Annotated in this window: 11 protein-coding genes and 2 tRNA genes; 9 read left to right on the plus strand and 4 right to left on the minus strand. The window is 65.9% G+C overall.

From position 1 onward, the window contains the following. Positions 1-32 precede the first annotated feature (32 nt). Positions 33-185, plus strand: coding sequence for a hypothetical protein (locus B5G02_RS10110; protein ID WP_164476328.1), 153 nt, complete (start codon positions 33-35; stop codon positions 183-185). Here B5G02_RS10110 and B5G02_RS01150 read toward each other — a convergent pair. Then, entirely contained in the window at positions 162-971 is an 810-nt protein-coding gene (locus B5G02_RS01150; RefSeq protein ID WP_094334849.1) for a class B sortase, read from the minus strand. The genes B5G02_RS10110 and B5G02_RS01150 overlap by 24 nt on opposite strands. Beyond that, on the minus strand, positions 971-4,984 hold the full coding sequence (locus tag B5G02_RS01155) for a SpaA isopeptide-forming pilin-related protein (protein WP_094334850.1): 4,014 nt from the start codon (positions 4,982-4,984) through the stop codon (positions 971-973). The genes B5G02_RS01150 and B5G02_RS01155 overlap by 1 nt, the downstream gene beginning before the upstream one ends. A 629-nt stretch (positions 4,985-5,613) precedes the next feature. Here B5G02_RS01155 and B5G02_RS01160 point away from each other — a divergent pair. The 5 genes from B5G02_RS01160 to B5G02_RS01180 all read left to right on the plus strand — a co-directional run bounded on the left by B5G02_RS01160 (position 5,614) and on the right by B5G02_RS01180 (position 9,564). Further along, a tRNA-Ile gene (locus B5G02_RS01160) sits at positions 5,614-5,690 on the plus strand. A 62-nt stretch (positions 5,691-5,752) separates the two neighbouring features. Next, positions 5,753-5,828, plus strand: a tRNA-Ala gene (locus tag B5G02_RS01165). Between the two features lie 160 nt (positions 5,829-5,988). Then, positions 5,989-6,486 (plus strand): PTS sugar transporter subunit IIA, encoded by a 498-nt coding sequence (locus tag B5G02_RS01170; protein ID WP_094334851.1) that lies wholly within the window; start codon positions 5,989-5,991, stop codon positions 6,484-6,486. Positions 6,487-6,816: 330 nt separating this feature from the next. Further along, positions 6,817-8,619: an ABC transporter ATP-binding protein gene (locus tag B5G02_RS01175; RefSeq protein WP_206383724.1), complete on the plus strand. Its 1,803-nt coding sequence runs from the start codon at positions 6,817-6,819 to the stop codon at positions 8,617-8,619. A 36-nt stretch (positions 8,620-8,655) separates the two neighbouring features. Next, complete coding sequence (locus B5G02_RS01180; protein WP_094334853.1) at positions 8,656-9,564, plus strand: hypothetical protein; 909 nt, start codon at positions 8,656-8,658, stop codon at positions 9,562-9,564. A gap of 363 nt (positions 9,565-9,927) precedes the next feature. Here the strand turns inward: B5G02_RS01180 and B5G02_RS01185 are convergent, their stop codons facing one another. Both B5G02_RS01185 and B5G02_RS01190 read right to left on the minus strand, forming a co-directional pair. Beyond that, positions 9,928-10,821 carry a PfkB family carbohydrate kinase gene (locus tag B5G02_RS01185; protein WP_094334854.1) on the minus strand — a complete coding sequence of 298 codons (894 nt, stop codon included), beginning with the start codon at positions 10,819-10,821 and terminating at the stop codon, positions 9,928-9,930. 210 nt (positions 10,822-11,031) lie between these two features. Beyond that, positions 11,032-12,036 carry a LacI family DNA-binding transcriptional regulator gene (locus B5G02_RS01190; RefSeq protein WP_094334855.1) on the minus strand — a complete coding sequence of 335 codons (1,005 nt, stop codon included), beginning with the start codon at positions 12,034-12,036 and terminating at the stop codon, positions 11,032-11,034. A gap of 440 nt (positions 12,037-12,476) precedes the next feature. Between B5G02_RS01190 and B5G02_RS01195 the strand changes: the two genes are divergently transcribed. From B5G02_RS01195 to B5G02_RS01205, 3 genes are all read left to right on the plus strand, one after another. Beyond that, entirely contained in the window at positions 12,477-13,511 is a 1,035-nt protein-coding gene (locus B5G02_RS01195; protein WP_094334856.1) for a Gfo/Idh/MocA family protein, read from the plus strand. Between the two features lie 57 nt (positions 13,512-13,568). Next, entirely contained in the window at positions 13,569-14,492 is a 924-nt protein-coding gene (locus tag B5G02_RS01200; RefSeq protein ID WP_094334857.1) for a sugar phosphate isomerase/epimerase family protein, read from the plus strand. 74 nt (positions 14,493-14,566) lie between these two features. Then, positions 14,567-15,676 (plus strand): substrate-binding domain-containing protein, encoded by a 1,110-nt coding sequence (locus B5G02_RS01205; RefSeq protein ID WP_094334858.1) that lies wholly within the window; start codon positions 14,567-14,569, stop codon positions 15,674-15,676. Positions 15,677-15,906 lie beyond the last annotated feature (230 nt).

A 15,906-nucleotide genomic window follows, 5' to 3' on the forward strand; every position in this document is an offset into this window, starting at 1 on the left:
TGATTGGACTCGAAGGGTGACCGGAGGGTTTCGTGGGTGACTTTATCTCGTTCGTGAAGCAGCATTGGAAGGCATACCTCGTGGGTGCGATCATCGCGCTCACCATAGGTTTCGGTGCAGCGTACTTCGTGTATTCCGTCGGCACGACCGATGATGCCGCCTCAGCGGCAGTCCGGGTGTTCTAGGCCGGTTTCCCAAAGCGGCAGCGCCGTTGCTTGCCGTGTGCTCGCCGGGGTATTTGCAACGAATATGACCAGGGTGCGCGTGGCGCTGTGGCCGTTCGCCTCCGAGCAGGTGACGAGCGTGAGCACGCGCCCCGTTCGCGCGATGCGCTCCTCCCAGTCCGAGACCCGTGCATCCGCCTGCGCTGCGATACCGTTGAGCCAAGAGCGCAGGTCATCGAGGTCGTCGAAACTGAAGCGCTGGATGGCCGCAAAGGATGCGGAGACGCGGAGGGCACAGAGCGGGTGGAATACCGTGGCTGCACCATCGGACGATTCCCAGCGCGCCTGACCGAGCGCGTCGAATCGCTGCTGGTGATAGCAATCGGCGAGGGGCGTGAAGACCTCGTCCGTCCAACCGATGCGATGCCCGTACACGAGGATGTGCATACCGTCCTCACTGCAGCGTTCATCGAGGTAGGGGCAACCGAGCGCGCTGCGATTGCCCCAGAGGTCGTGCGAGAGGTAGAAGTCGGCGGGCATGCCGTCGGCGACGACGGCGACGGGGAGGTCGATCGGGGTTCCCTCGACGGTGAGCCATGCGGCGTACGACACGGTGGGCTGCTCATCATTCAAAGCACCAGAAGATACCTCCTCATGCTTGGCGGCGAGCCCGTCGTATCGATGCGCGCTCAACGCGCGGCTCGCCTCGAGCGCACCCGTCGTCCCCAGGCAGATGAGGCCGACGAGCAGTGCGCCGCCCCGGGCGAGGGCGGACGCCCGCGCGCCCGCCCCGTTCCGCCCCATCATCACCGCCGCCGCAGGGTGCGCCAGGCCGCGAAGAGCATGAGGGCGAAAGCGCCGGTCGTGAGCGTCGGCGTGGCGATGGCGGCACCGGTCTGCGCGAGGCGCTCGATGCGTGATCGGGCTTCCTGCACCACCTCGTCTTCATCATGATCTTCGAGACCGGTGGTCTCCGCGGTGTTCCCACCGTTTCTGAAGAGGTCGAGGCGCACGCCGTTATGGAGCGGTGCACCCTCCACGTACTCATCCGTCACCTGCATGTGGAGGACGAGCGGGGAGTAGCTGTCGGTGCCCTCGGCGACATCCGAGGCGGGAAGTAGGGGGATGTCGTCGCAATCGTCATGCTCATCCTTCAGGTCGTCGCGGCTCCAATCGTCGAGCCTGCTCGTGAAGTCCGCCTCGACGCGTCCATATTCAAGACGCACCCCGACGATGCGCTCCCCGTCGGCAAGATCGAGGTCGGAGACCGCGAGTTCGGTCGCCGCCGTCGCATCCACATCGCTCGCCCAGAGGCGCCAGCCCGTATAGTCGACCGCGCGCCCATCGTCGCCCAGCGCCTCAGCGGTGCTTTCATGTGCGAGCCAGGGGTTCGCATGCCCGTCCGACAGCGTCGCGTTGGCAGCCGCGGCGGTGTCTGATGCTTCGTCTTGGGCAGTGGCGCCATCCGAGGCACCCGCAACCGTGCGGTACCAGATATTGAGCTTGCCATCGAAGTCGCCGACCACCTGCGGCGTGACGATTGCGACGAGGTTCGCGCGTCCATCCGCGGCCGCGGTGATCTCGTCCGTCACGGTGAATTCGTCAACCCATGTCGTGGATGTCGAGCGGACGTCGATGGAATACAGGTATGACCCGTCGTCGGAGACGCTCACGGCGGCGCGGTTCGCCCCATCGCCATCGGGCTCGACCCCCTCGACCACAGGGTCGGCGATCTCTTGGCGTTTGTCCACCTCACCGGAGACCTCGATGGGCTCATCGTACATGGTCACGGTCTGGACGTCCCCGGTCGCCGCGACGGTGAACTCGACGGCAGTCGCTTGGTCGTAGTCGTGCGGGGTCATCTCCTCGACGAGCGTATAGTCGCCGGGAGCGAGTGCGTCGATGCGATGCGGCGTTTCACGGGAAACCCAACTGTCGATGATGGTTCCCTCGCTGTCGAGCAGCGTGAGCGTGGCGCCTGGCACCTCGGATTCATCGGTGATGTCGCGCTTCGAGAGCTCGACCTTCGTGTAATCGTCCTCGACGGCGATCGAATAGCTCGGCATTCCCTCGGTCATGCCGTTTCCGTCGACGGTGAAGTACCGGGTTGTTCGGTCGACGAGGTAGCCGTCTGGCGCCGCCGTCTCGGCGATGCGGTACGAGCCCGCGGTGAGGTGCGTGATGCGCAGCGTCCCATCGGCATCAGTGACGAGTGAGATGGGTTCGCTGCCGGGAGTGAGCAGGTGGTCTACCGAAGAGAACGCTCCCTGTTCAAAGATGCCGTAGGTGCAGGATTCCGGCACGGTGGCCACGGTTCCCACACGCTCATCGTCGATGAGGAGCGCATAGTATCCCGCATCGAGGTCGCGGGCGATGAAGGCTTGCATGGATTCCTCATAGGAGAGCGGAACGGGTTCTGCGGTATCCGAGGCAGCCTCATCTCCCTCGCTCCCGGTTTCGAGCGCGAGCGTGACGGCACGCCCGGCGTCCGTGCGGACGGCGACGGCGGCGCGGCCATCCTCCGGCTCGATGCGCAGCTCGTCCTCGGAGCTCCAGAGCTCGAACGTCGCACCGGCGAGCGGCTCATCCGTTCCCATGATGCGCTTGTCGAGCACCGTCTCGGTGGGTTTGTTCTCCACGGCTACATCCGTGTACACGAGCTCCGTCTCGGAATCCTCGAAGGAGAGCGTGAACTCGAGCGGTTCGGAATCGAGCACATGCCCGGCGGGCGGCACCGTCTCGACGAGCGCATAGGTGGCCGAACCGGTACCGAGCCAGAGTTCCGGCGTTTCGGCGCAGCCGTCCTTATCCGTCACGACATGTGCGACGACCTCGCCGTCCACAGCATGGACGGTGCCATCGGGGCTCACGATGTCGCCGACCGCGACGACGTCGAACTCGGCTCCTTCGAGCGAGCAGGCGCCATCATGGTTGCCGCTTTCGCCGGGGCAGGTTTTCTGGATGCGCGCGATGCCCATGGCTTGCGCGTCCGCCACCTCGATGACCGCCTGGGGAGTGGCCGTTTGGTGGTCGGCGGACACCGTGAAGGGCACGTCGTCTGCGAGCAGGTAGGGTGCGACGGTGGCAACCTCGTGCACCGCGTACGTGCCAGGGGCGAGGCGCTCGGGGAGCGTGACGGTTCCATCATCACCCGTGGTGAAGGTATCGATTGTCTCCTCGTTCGGATACCAGGTGGTCATGGTCACGGGCGACCCGGCATCATCGAGGATTTGGAACGAGAAGCCAGCGAGCGGCACGCGTTGACCGGTTGCGGCGTCGAGCTTGACGATCTGCAAGCGCGTGGTGAGCCCCTCGTCCGTCATGCTGTAGCGCAGCTGTGCACCTGCCGCCATCTGCTCGGGCGTGATCTGCCATGGGTCGACCACGTCGAAGCCCTCCGGCACGGTATCGGGGTCTTCGCGCACCGTGTAGCCGGCTGCGTCGTAGGGTATCGCCCCGCCCGCACCTTCCGGCCGGGTGCCCGCGCCGAACCAAAGCGTGGCATCATCGCGCGTGCTCGCGAAGCCATCGGCGTCGGTCGTGAGCGTTCCCACGATCTTGCCCGTAGTGTTCGACACTACCTCGAAGCGGACGCCGACGGCGGGTTCGGCATGCCCGCCCGTCTCGTCCCAGGGGTCATCGGTGCCCTTCGTCTTGGCGACCTCTATATCGAAGGCGATGACATCCTCGGGATACGTGTCTTCGAGGGTGATAACGCCGCCGTCGATATTCGGGTCGTCTGCGCTCGCATGGTATTCGTGCACCGTGGTGTCGAGCACGTAGCCGTCTGGAGCTGCCGTCTCGACGACGCCCAGATCGCCAAGTGGGATGCCCGTGAAGGAGATGTGCCCGTCCTCGTCCGAGGTCGCGACGTGAACGTTACCGTTTGCGTCCGTGAGCTTGTATTCGGCGCCCGCCAGGGTCGCGCCCGCCTGCGCCGGACCACCTGTGGCGGAGTCCTGCTTCTGCACGGTGAGGTTCACGCTGGCGGGAGTATCCGGAAGGTCGACCTGCGCGCTTGCCGTGCCGCGCTCGACGGTGAAGGCCACCGGCTCCGGATTGACCGTGAACCCCTTCGGGGCGGCCGTTTCCCGCGCGTAATAGCTTCCGTAGGGGAGCGCGCAGGTTGCGTGGCCATCGTCGTCCGTCGTGATCGTGGCCACGCGCTCATCCGTCTGCGCGCTGTAGATCTCGTATGTTGCACCGGAGTAGGCGTATTCGGTATTGCCGCTGGTCATGGATGCGTCGGCCGAGGTCTTGGTGAACTGGACGTCGATGGCTTTATTTGCCGTGACGAGCCCCTGGCGGAAGACACCGTCCACGAGCCGCTCGTCCGGCGCCCAGTAGACCGCGCAACCCGCCTCGACGCCGCCCGCGCCCGCCTGCTTGTAGGCAAGCGCATCCTGGTACAGCTGCCACGCGGCCGCCTTCGTCTCCGCGTCGTAGATGAGCTCGTAGCGCCCTTCGGCGTACTGGTTGCCATGGAAATACGTGCCGGTGCTCGTGGTGATGCCCAGCACGTCCGACCGCTGCTCACCGATCGCGAGCCATACGGCAGCAGTGGTCGCGACCTGCGACTTGAGCGCATCGAGGCCGTAGACCGAGGTCACCACCTCGCCGTCGTAGCCGTGGTACATGACGTAATCGAGCTCGGGGATGCCGAGCGAGCCATAGCGGGTGAAGGTGGAACCCGCCTGGGATATGCGCAGGTAGCCCTGGGCGCAATACGCGATGTTGCCGGTGCCCGTGTTCACCGCGATGCGGCTCCCGTGCTCGAACGCGAGGTCGGCCGGTATGGGCTCCACCGAGGTGATAGTCATCTTATTCGGCTCCGCCGTGTACGCTGCGGTGGGCGCGAGCAGGCCGAACGGAATGAGCGCGGCTGCCAGGAGCAGGAGCCAGGCCGCTGGAGGGATCCGACGGGCGAGGGAGGTCACCGCGTGCCTGCGTGCGCGTCGCCGGGCTGCGCCGCGCCTGCGCGAACGTTTCTGCTGGTGTGCAGCTGTATCGCGTTGGGTGTTTCGTGATGGTTGCCGTGTCGTTCGATGCATGTTGCGTTTCGCGCCAAACATGGTTGCCTCCCTCGCGTCGCCGGGAGCCGAGCATAGCGCGCGTATCTGGCACCGTTCTGGCATGAACCTAGCAGGAACCTGGCGCGGTTCTGGCAGCTGGCTGGCACGCGCGCCGTCGCACCAGATGGAGCGATTCCATGTGTGGCCTGTTCAGGGAACCAGTGGTTCTTTTGCCCCATCGAACTCCACAAACACCCCACGGAGTGATTGAGTCATTGGGGACGGGTTCAATTGACTCACCGAGACATTGGGGTCGGGTTCGTTTGTCTCACTGAGTCAATTGAACCCGTCCCCAATGACCCATCCAACGACGCAAAGTCGTTTGAAAAAAGTGGTTGACGCGCCGACATGGCCGGGTTATTATCTCCTAGTGCGATGGACCTGTAGCTCAGTTGGTTAGAGCGTCCGGCTGATAACCGGGAGGTCACAAGTTCGAATCTTGTCAGGTCCACCATCTCTTTCGCAATAAACACCCCAGCGAGAGCCGAGTCGCCGCTGGGGTGTTTATTCCTAAAAGGGGGTATAGCTCAGCTGGGAGAGCGCGGGCTTTGCAAGCCTGAGGCCAGGGGTTCGAACCCCCTTACCTCCACCAGAACCGACAGCCTCGCAGGTGCGGGGCTTTTTCTTCTCAGGAAAACACACGGTCTAAGCTCCGATAGCAGTGTTTGCGCCCTCTTGTACAATGAGGGGGCTTCGCGGGCCATGCTCGTGGAGCCTCCTCGTTTCTGTTTGCATCCGATGCGGATTGGGTTGTGGTCAACATCATGGAAGGCGCGTGCATCGACCTGTTCAAGCCCGAGCTCGTGTTCCTCGACCTCGAGGCTGGGGATCGGCATGACCTCTTTCGGCAGCTCGGCAGCGCGCTCGCATCGCTGGGGTACATCGAGGACACGTGGTACGAGGCGATCGTCGAGCGCGAGCAGGACTTTCCCACCGGACTCCAATTCGAGGCCGTCGCCGTGGCGTTGCCGCATGTCGACCCTGTTCACCTCAAGAAACCGTACATCGCGGTGGTTCGCCCGCGCACGCCCGTCGTGTTCGAGGGCATGGCGGGCATCGGCGGCGACGTCTCGGCCGAGCTTATCGTGAACCTCGGGCTCACCGGTCACGCCGAAGGGCAGGTCGCCGTGCTCCAGGCGCTCATGAACGTCTTCCTCGATGCTGCCGCGGTGGCCGACATCATGGCGCAGACGACGCCGGAGGGCGTGTCAGCTGCGATGCGCAGGTACTGCGGGCAGGGGTTTGCGTAGGACTTGGCGCGCGAAGCCCCGGCACGTCGCAGCGTCGTTCCCCGGTAGCCCTTCAGCTGCTTGCTCACCTTGTTAGAATTTCAGAGCGCGAACGGCGGCGATCATGATGGCGCAACAACGCGGCAACCCCTTCAAGCCGACAGCAGGCATGAACCCGCCGGAACTCATCGGTCGTGATGAAATCCTCAACGACTTCCGCGACGCGCTATACTGGGCGCTGCATACCCACCGCATATCGAAAGGCGTTTCATGCGCAGCACTCCGACCGAGCCCGAACACGTCCGTTCCACCTCGCACGACGCCCCCGCGCGTCCCGAGCTCCACCCCACGATGCTCCGGCGCTTCCTGGCGTACTACAAGCCGGAGCGCGGCCTGCTCATCGCGGATACGGTCTGCGCGCTCGTCATCGCCGGCATCGACCTCGCCTTCCCCAGCATCCTGCGCGCGCTCACGGGCGGCCTGTTCATGGAGGGCCGCAACGCCATCCTCGGCGCGCTGGGCTACATCGCCCTCGGCCTCGTCGTGATGTACCTCGTACGCATGGGTTGCCGCTACTTCGTCTCCGCGCAGGGCCACATCATGGGCGCGCGCATGGAGTCGCGCATGCGCCAGGACCTCTTCGACCAGTACGAGCGCTTCTGCTTCACGTACTTCGACCGCGTGAACTCCGGCGACATGATGAGCCGCGTGGTGAACGACCTCTTCGACATCTGCGAGGCCGCCCACCACGTGCCGGAATGGATCATCATCTGCGGCGTCGAGATCATCGGCGCGTTCATCATCCTCGCGACCATCTCGCCCGTGCTCACGGGCGTCATGGCGTTGGTGACGGCCGTGTTCGTCGTCATCATGGTGCGGCAGAACCTCCGCATGCGCGAGGTCTTCGCCGACAACCGCCGCAAGATCTCCGAGGTCAACTCCCAGCTGCAGGATTCGCTCGCGGGCATGCGCGTGGTGAAGTCGTTCGCCAACGAGGGCACGGAGCGCGCGAAGTTCCGCCATTCGAACGCCCGCTACCTCGACTCCAAGGTCGCGCAGTACCACGCCATGGGCGCGTACCAGGCCACGAGCGCCCTCATGACCGGCGCGCTCTTCACGGTGATCGTCGTGGTGGGCGGCCTGCTCGTGGCGCAGGGGAGCATGACGGCCGTCGACATGGCGACGTTCGCGCTCTACATCAGCCTGTTCACCACGCCCATCGAGACGCTCGTCAACTCCACGGAGAACATCCAGAAGGCCATCGCCGGCTTCAAGCGCATGGACGAGGTCATGCTCACCATGCCCGACATCGAGGACGCCCCCGACGCGCGCCCGCTCAAGGTCACCGACGGCGCCATCGAGTACCGCGACGTGTGCTTCAGCTACGAGGACGAGGAGCTGGGCAGCGACCGCGCCGGCCGGCCGGTCATCGACCACCTGAACCTCTCCATCCGCCCGGGCGAGACCATCGCGCTCGTGGGGCCGTCTGGCGGCGGCAAGACCACGACGTGCTCGCTGCTGCCGCGCTTCTACGACGTGACGAGCGGCGCCATCACCATCGACGGCCAGGACGTGCGCTCCGTGACGCAGGAGAGCCTGCGCCAGGCGATCGGCCTCGTGCAGCAGGACGTGTACCTCTTCGACGGCACGATCGGCGAGAACATCGCCTACGGCCGGCCGGACGCCACGCCGGACGAGATCGTCGAGGCGGCGCGCCGCGCGAACATCCACGCGTTCATCGAGAGCCTGCCCGACGGCTACGACACCGTGGTGGGCGAGCGCGGCAGCCGGCTTTCCGGCGGGCAGAAGCAGCGCGTGGCCATCGCGCGCGTGTTCCTGAAGGACCCGGCGATCCTCATCCTGGACGAGGCCACCTCGGCGCTCGACAACGAGAGCGAGGAGGCGGTGCAGGAATCGCTCGAGCGCCTCGCCCGCGACCGCACGACGATCATCATCGCCCACCGCCTCTCGACCATCAAGAACGCCGACGAGATCGCGACGGTCGAGCGTGGTCGTGTTGTGGAGCGCGGCACGCATGAGGAGCTTCTCGAGCGCGATGGCACCTATGCTCGCTACTATCGAATGCAGTTCGAGGGTGCCCGCGCGGGGTCGTCGCTTCGCGGGGATGCCGGTTCTGATGAGCTGGGCGCGTAGGCGCTCGCATGCCGGCAAGGGTTCGACGGGAACGCGATGGCAAAGGGATCTAATCTGACACCGGAAGAGGCCGAGGAGCTGTTCTCGCGCGTCGATGCCGCCGGCGTCGTGGAGCCCGCCCGCACGGGAAAGGGCTCGAAGTGCCGTCGCCGCCGCGCCGCCGAGCAGAAGCACGCCATCGACCCGCTCTCAGACGAGGACCCGTCCGGTTCGAAGGCCTCCGTCTCCATCTCGCGCATGGGCATCGCGTTCATCGTGGGCACGATCCTGCTCATCGTGGGCATGCAGATCGGCTACGGGGTGATGCGCCGCCTGAACACGGCGAACCTTTCCGACACCGTGACGACCGAGACCGTCTCGCGCGCGCTCGAGGGCGGCGTCGAGTGGGGCAACGGCTTCACGCAGTTCCCGGCGCGGTTCACCGTGGACGAGGCCGACGAGCGCGCCGGCATCGTGGAGGTGAGCGTCGTCTCCACCGAGGCGGAAAACGAGCTCGAGCTGTTCTCGAACAGCCAGATCGAGGCGGCGGCGCTCGCGACGAACGCCCTGCTCAACGACAACATCAATCGCGTGGTCTACAACGTGTCCGCGTTCGTGGACGACGAGGGCAACATCGTGCCCGGGGATGGCAGCACGTCGGAGAGCCCGCGGCTCATCTTTACCTTTATCTGGACGAAGAACAAGTCCGAGGCGTCGAGCAACATCGACTGGGAGCTCAAGATTGTGGGCATGGACGAGGAGGTCGCCGGGCGCCTGCAGTCCCAGGTGAATTCCGTCTCGTCGCTCATCGAGACGCCGAGCGTCGACGACACGGACATCGAGGCACACGAGCAGGAGCTGCAGGATGGCCAGGCGCGCAAGGGCGAGGAGATCTACCTGGGCGATGACGGCGGGGCCGCGCTCGACGCCGCGCGCGAGCAGGCGCAGGGGGACGACGCGGCGTAAGCGGTCGCGGCGAGCGCGCGAAGGCGCGTGCGCGGCATGAAACGCGCCAAACGAACGGTTCCCGGGCTTTCCGAGGGGCGCGCGATCCCAAATTGCGCGAAACGAACGGTTTATGGGCACCCCCGGAAGTAGCGCGGGGTCACGCGCCAACAAAAGCGCAGGTAGCCGAGTTGCCCTTGTGCCGGCTACTCGGCTACCCCCTCATAAAACGTTCGTTTCGTTCATTTTGTTTCAGCGAGGCTGCTGCGAGGCCGTCGCGGGACCGTCGCAAAGCCGTCAACTGCACCCAAAAAGCCCGCGGGGCGCCGCAGTCTGGCTGCAGCGCCCCGCAAAACTCGAGCATGGCGCCCCGCGGGCGTCGGTTTATCCCAGCAATGCCGTGACCTTGCCCAGCAGCGGCTCGAAGCTCACGCCGCGCGCCTGGAACTCGGGCTGCTTCGAGGAGACGATCATCGCGTCGTGCACGAGGTCGCCGGCGAAGCGCACGGCCTCGTCGAGCGAGCGCCCGGCCATGATGGCGGCGAGCAGGCACGAGCAATACAGGTCGCCGGTGCCGTGGAGCATGTAGGGCAGAAGCTCGTTGTTCGCCTCGAAGAAGGCGCCGTTCTGCGTGCCCACGAAGTTGCGGATGAGGCCGTCGCCGCGCTGGATGCCCTTGAGCACCACGGCCTTCGTACCCTTCTCGAGGAGCGCGTCCACCAGGCGGCGCGCCTCGGCGTCGTCGATGTCCTCGCCCGCCCACGCGTCTCCGATGGGCTCATCGAGGATGATGGCGGCCTCGGTGAGGTTGGGCGTGAGGATGTCCGCGCCCTCGGCGAGCTCGGCCATCGCGGCGCAGAGCTCGGGCGTGTAGGTGGCGTAGACCTTGCCGTGATCGGCCATGACGGGGTCTACCACGCGCAGCGCCTCCGGGAACATGGTGTAGAGGTCGCGGATGCGCGCGACCTGCTCCGGCGCGCCGAGGAAGCCCGAGTACACCGCGTCGATCTGGACGCCGATCTTCTGCCAAGCGGCGAGGTAGTCGGAGAGGATCTCGGTCGTGTCATGCATGTACCAGCCGGGGAACGCGGTGTGGCTCGAGAAGATGCCCGTCGGGACGGGGCAGACGTCGCAGCCGGCTGCGGAGAGCACCGGGATGGCGATGCCGAGTGAGCATTTGCCGTAGCCGCACAGGTCGTGCACGGCGGCAACGCGCGGGATATACGCCCCCTCGCGCTGGTAGAGTGGCAGGGCGGTGCTAGCGGTCTCGTTTGTCATGATTTCCTTCTTTCATCGCGGACTTATGGACCAGCGTGCGCTACCAGCATAGTACGCTCCGGTCGCAGCGGCTCCGCGTGCCGCGCAGTTTCCCATTTCGCCACAATGCTCGCACGGATCACGCGGCGAGCTGTGGGTGTCGCGCGCGTCGGGGTTGGGCGCCCGGCAGCCCCGGTCGCGCCCGTACGGACCGCGCGCCCGCACCCCACCCTACCGCCGCGTGGTGGACTCGCGCACGATGAGCTCGGTCTCGAGCGTCATCGAGCGGGCCGCGCCGCCGCGCATGCGCTCGAGCAGCAGGTTGCATGCGGAGTAGCCCATGCGGTAGCGCGGCTGGTTCACCGTGGTGAGCGTCGGGGTGGTCATGGTCGCGATGTCGATGTTGTCGAACCCCACCACCATGAGGTCGTCGGGCACGGAGAGCCCCGCCCGCCGCGCCGCGCGGATCACGGCCGCCCCGTACGTATCCGAGCAGGCGAACACGCCGTCGGGGGCGTTCTCGGACTCGAGCATGTGGCACGCCGCCGAGCAGGCGAGCTCGTAGTTGTTGTCGGGTACCTGCAAGATCCAGTTCGGGTCGAGGTCGATGCCGCGCTCGCGCGCCACCGAGAGGAAGCCCTCCATGCGCCCGCGCGCGTACTTGTACGACTCCGGCCCGCTCACGATGGCGAGCCGCCGGCACCCGCACGAGATGAGGTGCTCGACGGCGACGCGCGCGGCGGAGCGGTCGTCGATCGTCACGTAGGGCACGTCGGTCTCGGGGTTGTTCTCGGCGCATTGGATGGTGGGCAGCGTCGCGTCGATGCGCTCGATGGTCTCGGTCGAAAGCGAGCACATGGTGATGAGGCCGCTCGCGTTGCTGCGCCGCAGGCTCGCGCAATACGCCCCGACGGTGCTCTGGCGCGGGGTGTCCCACGAGATGAGGACGTCGTAGCCCGCGGTGCGCGCGGAATCGCGCACGCCGTGGACGATCTCGCTGTAGAAGGGGTTGTCGAGCCACGGGATGTTCACCACGATGGGGCCGCGCTCCTCCGGCGGCCGCGCGGTACCGTAGCGGTCGACGAGGCTCGCGTACCCGAGCTCGCGGATGCAGGCGTTCACGCGCGCGGTGGTCTTGGCGCTCACGAGCTCCGGGTGGTTGATGACGCGCGAGACGGTCGCGGGGGAGACGCCCGCGCGCTGCGCGACGAGGTCGATGGTCATCTTCTTCGCCATGAGCTCTCCTTACATATATATGTGCGCCCGCGGGTGCGCGGGAGGCGCGCGCGGAGCCGGCACGGGCCGAACGGGGCTTGGCGCGAGGGGTTCGCCTGCGCATGCCCGTCGCTGCCTCCTCTTACATTCTAGGTGTGCGGGCGAGCATGGCTCCGCCTTTTCCGTCAACGAGATGAAAAATATTCACATGCAACGTTCACCGATATATCCCCGCCGCTGAGCACAGTATTTTTACCGTTCGCGGATTGAAAAAACCGCAGGGGTGTCCCACCTCGGTATTATCGGAAATGAAAGAAATGTCGATATGGAATGAAAGAAATTTTCATTCCAGCATCGGGTTTCTGGTCTACGCGGGCGCCCGGCCGCTGCCTCAATGGAGCCGGGCGCCTCGAGGAAGTGAAAGCATGCGGACATGCGCCGCATCGGCGGAAGGGAGCACCATGGTTCGCGTCGGCGTCATCGGATGCGGAAAGATCTCGCAGGTACGGCACCTCCCGGAGTACGAGGCGAACCCTCATGCGCAGATTGTCGCCCTCTACGACGTGAACCTCGAGCGCGCCCGCGAGCTGGCCGAGCGCTACGGCGCCACGGCGTACGAGACGCTCGACGAGCTCCTCGCCGCGCCGGACGTCGACGCCGTGAGCGTCTGCACGTCGAACGCCACGCATGCCGAGACCACCATCAAGGCGCTCCAGGCGGGCAAGCACGTGCTCTGCGAGAAGCCCATGGCCATCACGCTCGAGGAATGCGAGCAGATGGTCGCCGCCGCGGACGTTGCGGGCAAGCAGCTCATGATCGACCAGAACCAGCGCTTCGCGAAGGCGCACATCCGCGCCAAGGAGCTCCTCGACGCCGGGCGCATCGGCCGGGTGCTCACGTTCCGCACCACCTTCGGCCACGGCGGCCCGGAGACCTGGAGCGTCGACCCCGGCACCGGTAGCTGGTTCTTCGACCCCAAGCGCGCGGCGATGGGCGCCATGGCGGACCTGGGCGTGCACAAGACCGACCTCATCCAGTGGCTCATCGGCCAGACGGTCGTTTCCACCACGGCGCACGTCACCACGCTCGACAAGCGCGACCCGGAGGGCAACCTCGTGGGCGTGGACGACAACGCCGTCTGCATCTACCGGATGAGCGGCGGCGCGGTGGGAACCATGACCGCGAGCTGGACGTACTACGGCCCGGAGGACAACTCCACCGTCATCTACGGCACCGAGGGCGTCATGCGCATCTACGACGACCCGGCGCACTCCATCGTCATCGACCGCCGCGACGGCGAGCGCGAGCTCTACGACGTGGAGGCCATCCAGACGAACGACAACCAGACCGCCTCGGGCATCATCGACGCCTTCGTCGCCTGCCTCGAGGACGGCACCGAGCCCGCGATCCCCGCCTCGAGCGTGTTACCCGCCATGCGTGCCGTGTTCGCGAGCATCGAGTCGAGCAAGACCGGTAAGACCATCGAGATCGGCTAGCACCGGGGCAATGTCAAAAAACCCCTGGGGTAATTTTACGTGGAAGGAGAACGCGCTATGAGGATGGGATTCATCACCTCGCTCTTCGACGGCTGGACGTATGAGGAGATGATGGATGACGTCGCGCGCCTCGGGCTCGAGTGCGTGGAGGTCGCCTGCTGGCCGAAGGGCAAAGCGGAGCGCAAGTACGCCGGCGTGACGCACATCGAGACCGAGCGGGTGCTCGAGGACGACGCCTACGCGCAGCACATCCTCGACTACGCCCGCGAGAAGGGCATCGACATCTGCGCGCTCGCGTACTACCCCAACAACCTCGACCCCGACCCCGAGCGCCGCAAGGTGTTCAACGACCACCTCGTCGCCACCATCCGCGCCGCTGCGAAGCTCGGCGTGCCGAAGGTCACGACGTTCATCGGCCGCGTGACGGACAAGACCTTCGAGGAGAACCTCGAGATCCTGCCCGGCGTGTGGGGCCCCATCCTCGACGTGGCCGAGCAGGAGGGCATCCTCGTGTGCATCGAGAACTGCCCGATGCTCTTCGACGCGTCCAACTGGCCGGGCGGCCAGAACATCATGACTACGCCCGCCAACTGGGAGCGCGTCTTCGAGGTGCTGCCGAGCAAGAACCTGGGGCTCGCCCTCGACCCGAGCCATTTCGTGTGGCAGCAGATTGACTGCGGCGCGGCCATCCGCGAGTTCGCCGACCGCATCTACCACGTGCACTTCAAGGACATCAAGTTCAAGCCGGAGGAGCTCGCGCGCCGCGGCACCATGGCCTACCCGCTCGACATCATGGATCCGAAGATCCCGGGGTACGGCGACGTCGACTGGAGCGACTTCGTGTCGCAGCTCACCATGGTGGGCTACAACGGCGACTGCTGCCTGGAGGTCGAGGACCGCTTCTTCGAGGACGGCACCCGCGAGCGCCTGGTGCAGGCCGTCGAGCTCTCGAAGCGCTACATGGACCAGTTCGTCATCTAGGACTCAGCCTCGTCTGTGGAAAAGGCAGGCGAGTCGAAGGTAATGCGGCCAAACAGGGAAGGAAGGAACGCATTATGAGCAACATCACCCGTCGTTCGTTCGTGGTAGGTACGGGCGCGACCGCGCTGGTCGCCGCGCTCGCCGGCTGCTCCGGCGGCGAGACCACCGAGGGCTCGGGCGCCGGTTCCGCCGCTGCTGCCACCGGTGGCCACATCTACGTGCTGACGGCCTCGCCGGACCACGGCTGGACCGGCCAGGTGGGCGTGTTCGCGCAGGAGAAGGTCGACGAGATCAACGATGCCGACGCCTACACCGCCGAGCTCCAGACCGCCGGCGCCGCCGCGGATCAGATCGCCCAGGTCGAGGACATCCTCGCCGGCGACCTCTCCAACGTCGCGGGCATCGTCATCCAGCCGCTCGATGACACCGTGCAGTCCGCCATCCAGCAGATCGTGGACGCGGGCGTGCCCTACGTGGCGTTCGACCGCATCATCGAGGCCGTCCAGGATTCCGCCGTCGCCAACGTCAAGGGCGACAACTCCGGTATCGGCGCCGGCTCCGCGGCCTACTTCGTGGAGAACGGCATGAACCCGGGCGACGCCGTGTACATCTACCAGGGCGACACCTCCTCCGTGACCACCCTGCGCGACAACGGCTTCACCGACTACCTGCTCGGCAACCTCGAGTTCGACGGCGCCACCGTGCCCGAGGACAAGAAGTGGACGCAGGAGCAGATCGACGCCGCCATCAAGAAGTCCGGCGCCATGAATTGGAGCCGCTCCGACACGAAGGCCGCGTTCGAGTCGCTGCTGGGCGACGAGGCTAACGCGCAGATCAAGTGGTGGTATGCCGAGGACGATGAGCTCGCCATGGGCATCCTCGAGGCCCTCAACGGCGGCGGCATCACCGATGCCACCAAGGAGGTCTTCTACGAGACCAAGCCCTACATCACCGGCTGCGGCGGCCTGAACGAGTACTACGAGGTCATCCGTGGCAACAGCTACCAGGACATCACCGAGAACCTCGGCGGCGTCATGTCCGTCACCTACTCGCCGTCCATGATCCAGACCGCCATCCAGGACATGGTGGATCACCTCGACGGCAAGGAGGTTCCGCAGGACCACGTCATCGCCTGCGAGAACGTCACGGCCGAGAACGTCGACGACTACGTCGGCTTCGAGTAAGAGGCATCCCGGTGCCCGCCCCCAGCAGCACGCGGGCGGGCACCCCGTCGCGGCGCGGATCCGCGTTCGCCCCCAGCGGCTTTGGCCGGGAGGCGGATGCGGGTCGCGCCGCCGTTTGGTATGCGCCCGCCGAAGTGGTGCTGCTTTCGGCGAGCGCATATGGAGGGGCGGCGGCCGGGGCGTGACCTGCGGGACGCCGAAAATGGGTTGAAAGGAACACGTCCCCAACC

It is taken from the genome of [Collinsella] massiliensis (genome assembly GCF_002161605.1).
In the GTDB taxonomy this organism is placed as follows: Bacteria; Actinomycetota; Coriobacteriia; order Coriobacteriales; family Coriobacteriaceae; genus Enorma.

Bases quoted from the DNA above. Each gene is read 5' to 3' on its own strand.
- B5G02_RS01150 (WP_094334849.1), bottom strand. From the start codon at position 971: ATGATGGGGCGGAACGGGGCGGGCGCGCGGGCGTCCGCCCTCGCCCGG.
- B5G02_RS01155 (WP_094334850.1), bottom strand. From the start codon at position 4,984: ATGACTATCACCTCGGTGGAGCCCATACCGGCCGACCTCGCGTTCGAG.
- B5G02_RS01175 (WP_206383724.1), top strand. From the start codon at position 6,817: ATGCTCCGGCGCTTCCTGGCGTACTACAAGCCGGAGCGCGGCCTGCTC.
- B5G02_RS01180 (WP_094334853.1), top strand. From the start codon at position 8,656: ATGGCAAAGGGATCTAATCTGACACCGGAAGAGGCCGAGGAGCTGTTC.
- B5G02_RS01185 (WP_094334854.1), bottom strand. From the start codon at position 10,821: ATGACAAACGAGACCGCTAGCACCGCCCTGCCACTCTACCAGCGCGAG.
- B5G02_RS01190 (WP_094334855.1), bottom strand. From the start codon at position 12,036: ATGGCGAAGAAGATGACCATCGACCTCGTCGCGCAGCGCGCGGGCGTC.
- B5G02_RS01195 (WP_094334856.1), top strand. From the start codon at position 12,477: ATGGTTCGCGTCGGCGTCATCGGATGCGGAAAGATCTCGCAGGTACGG.
- B5G02_RS01200 (WP_094334857.1), top strand. From the start codon at position 13,569: ATGAGGATGGGATTCATCACCTCGCTCTTCGACGGCTGGACGTATGAG.
- B5G02_RS01205 (WP_094334858.1), top strand. From the start codon at position 14,567: ATGAGCAACATCACCCGTCGTTCGTTCGTGGTAGGTACGGGCGCGACC.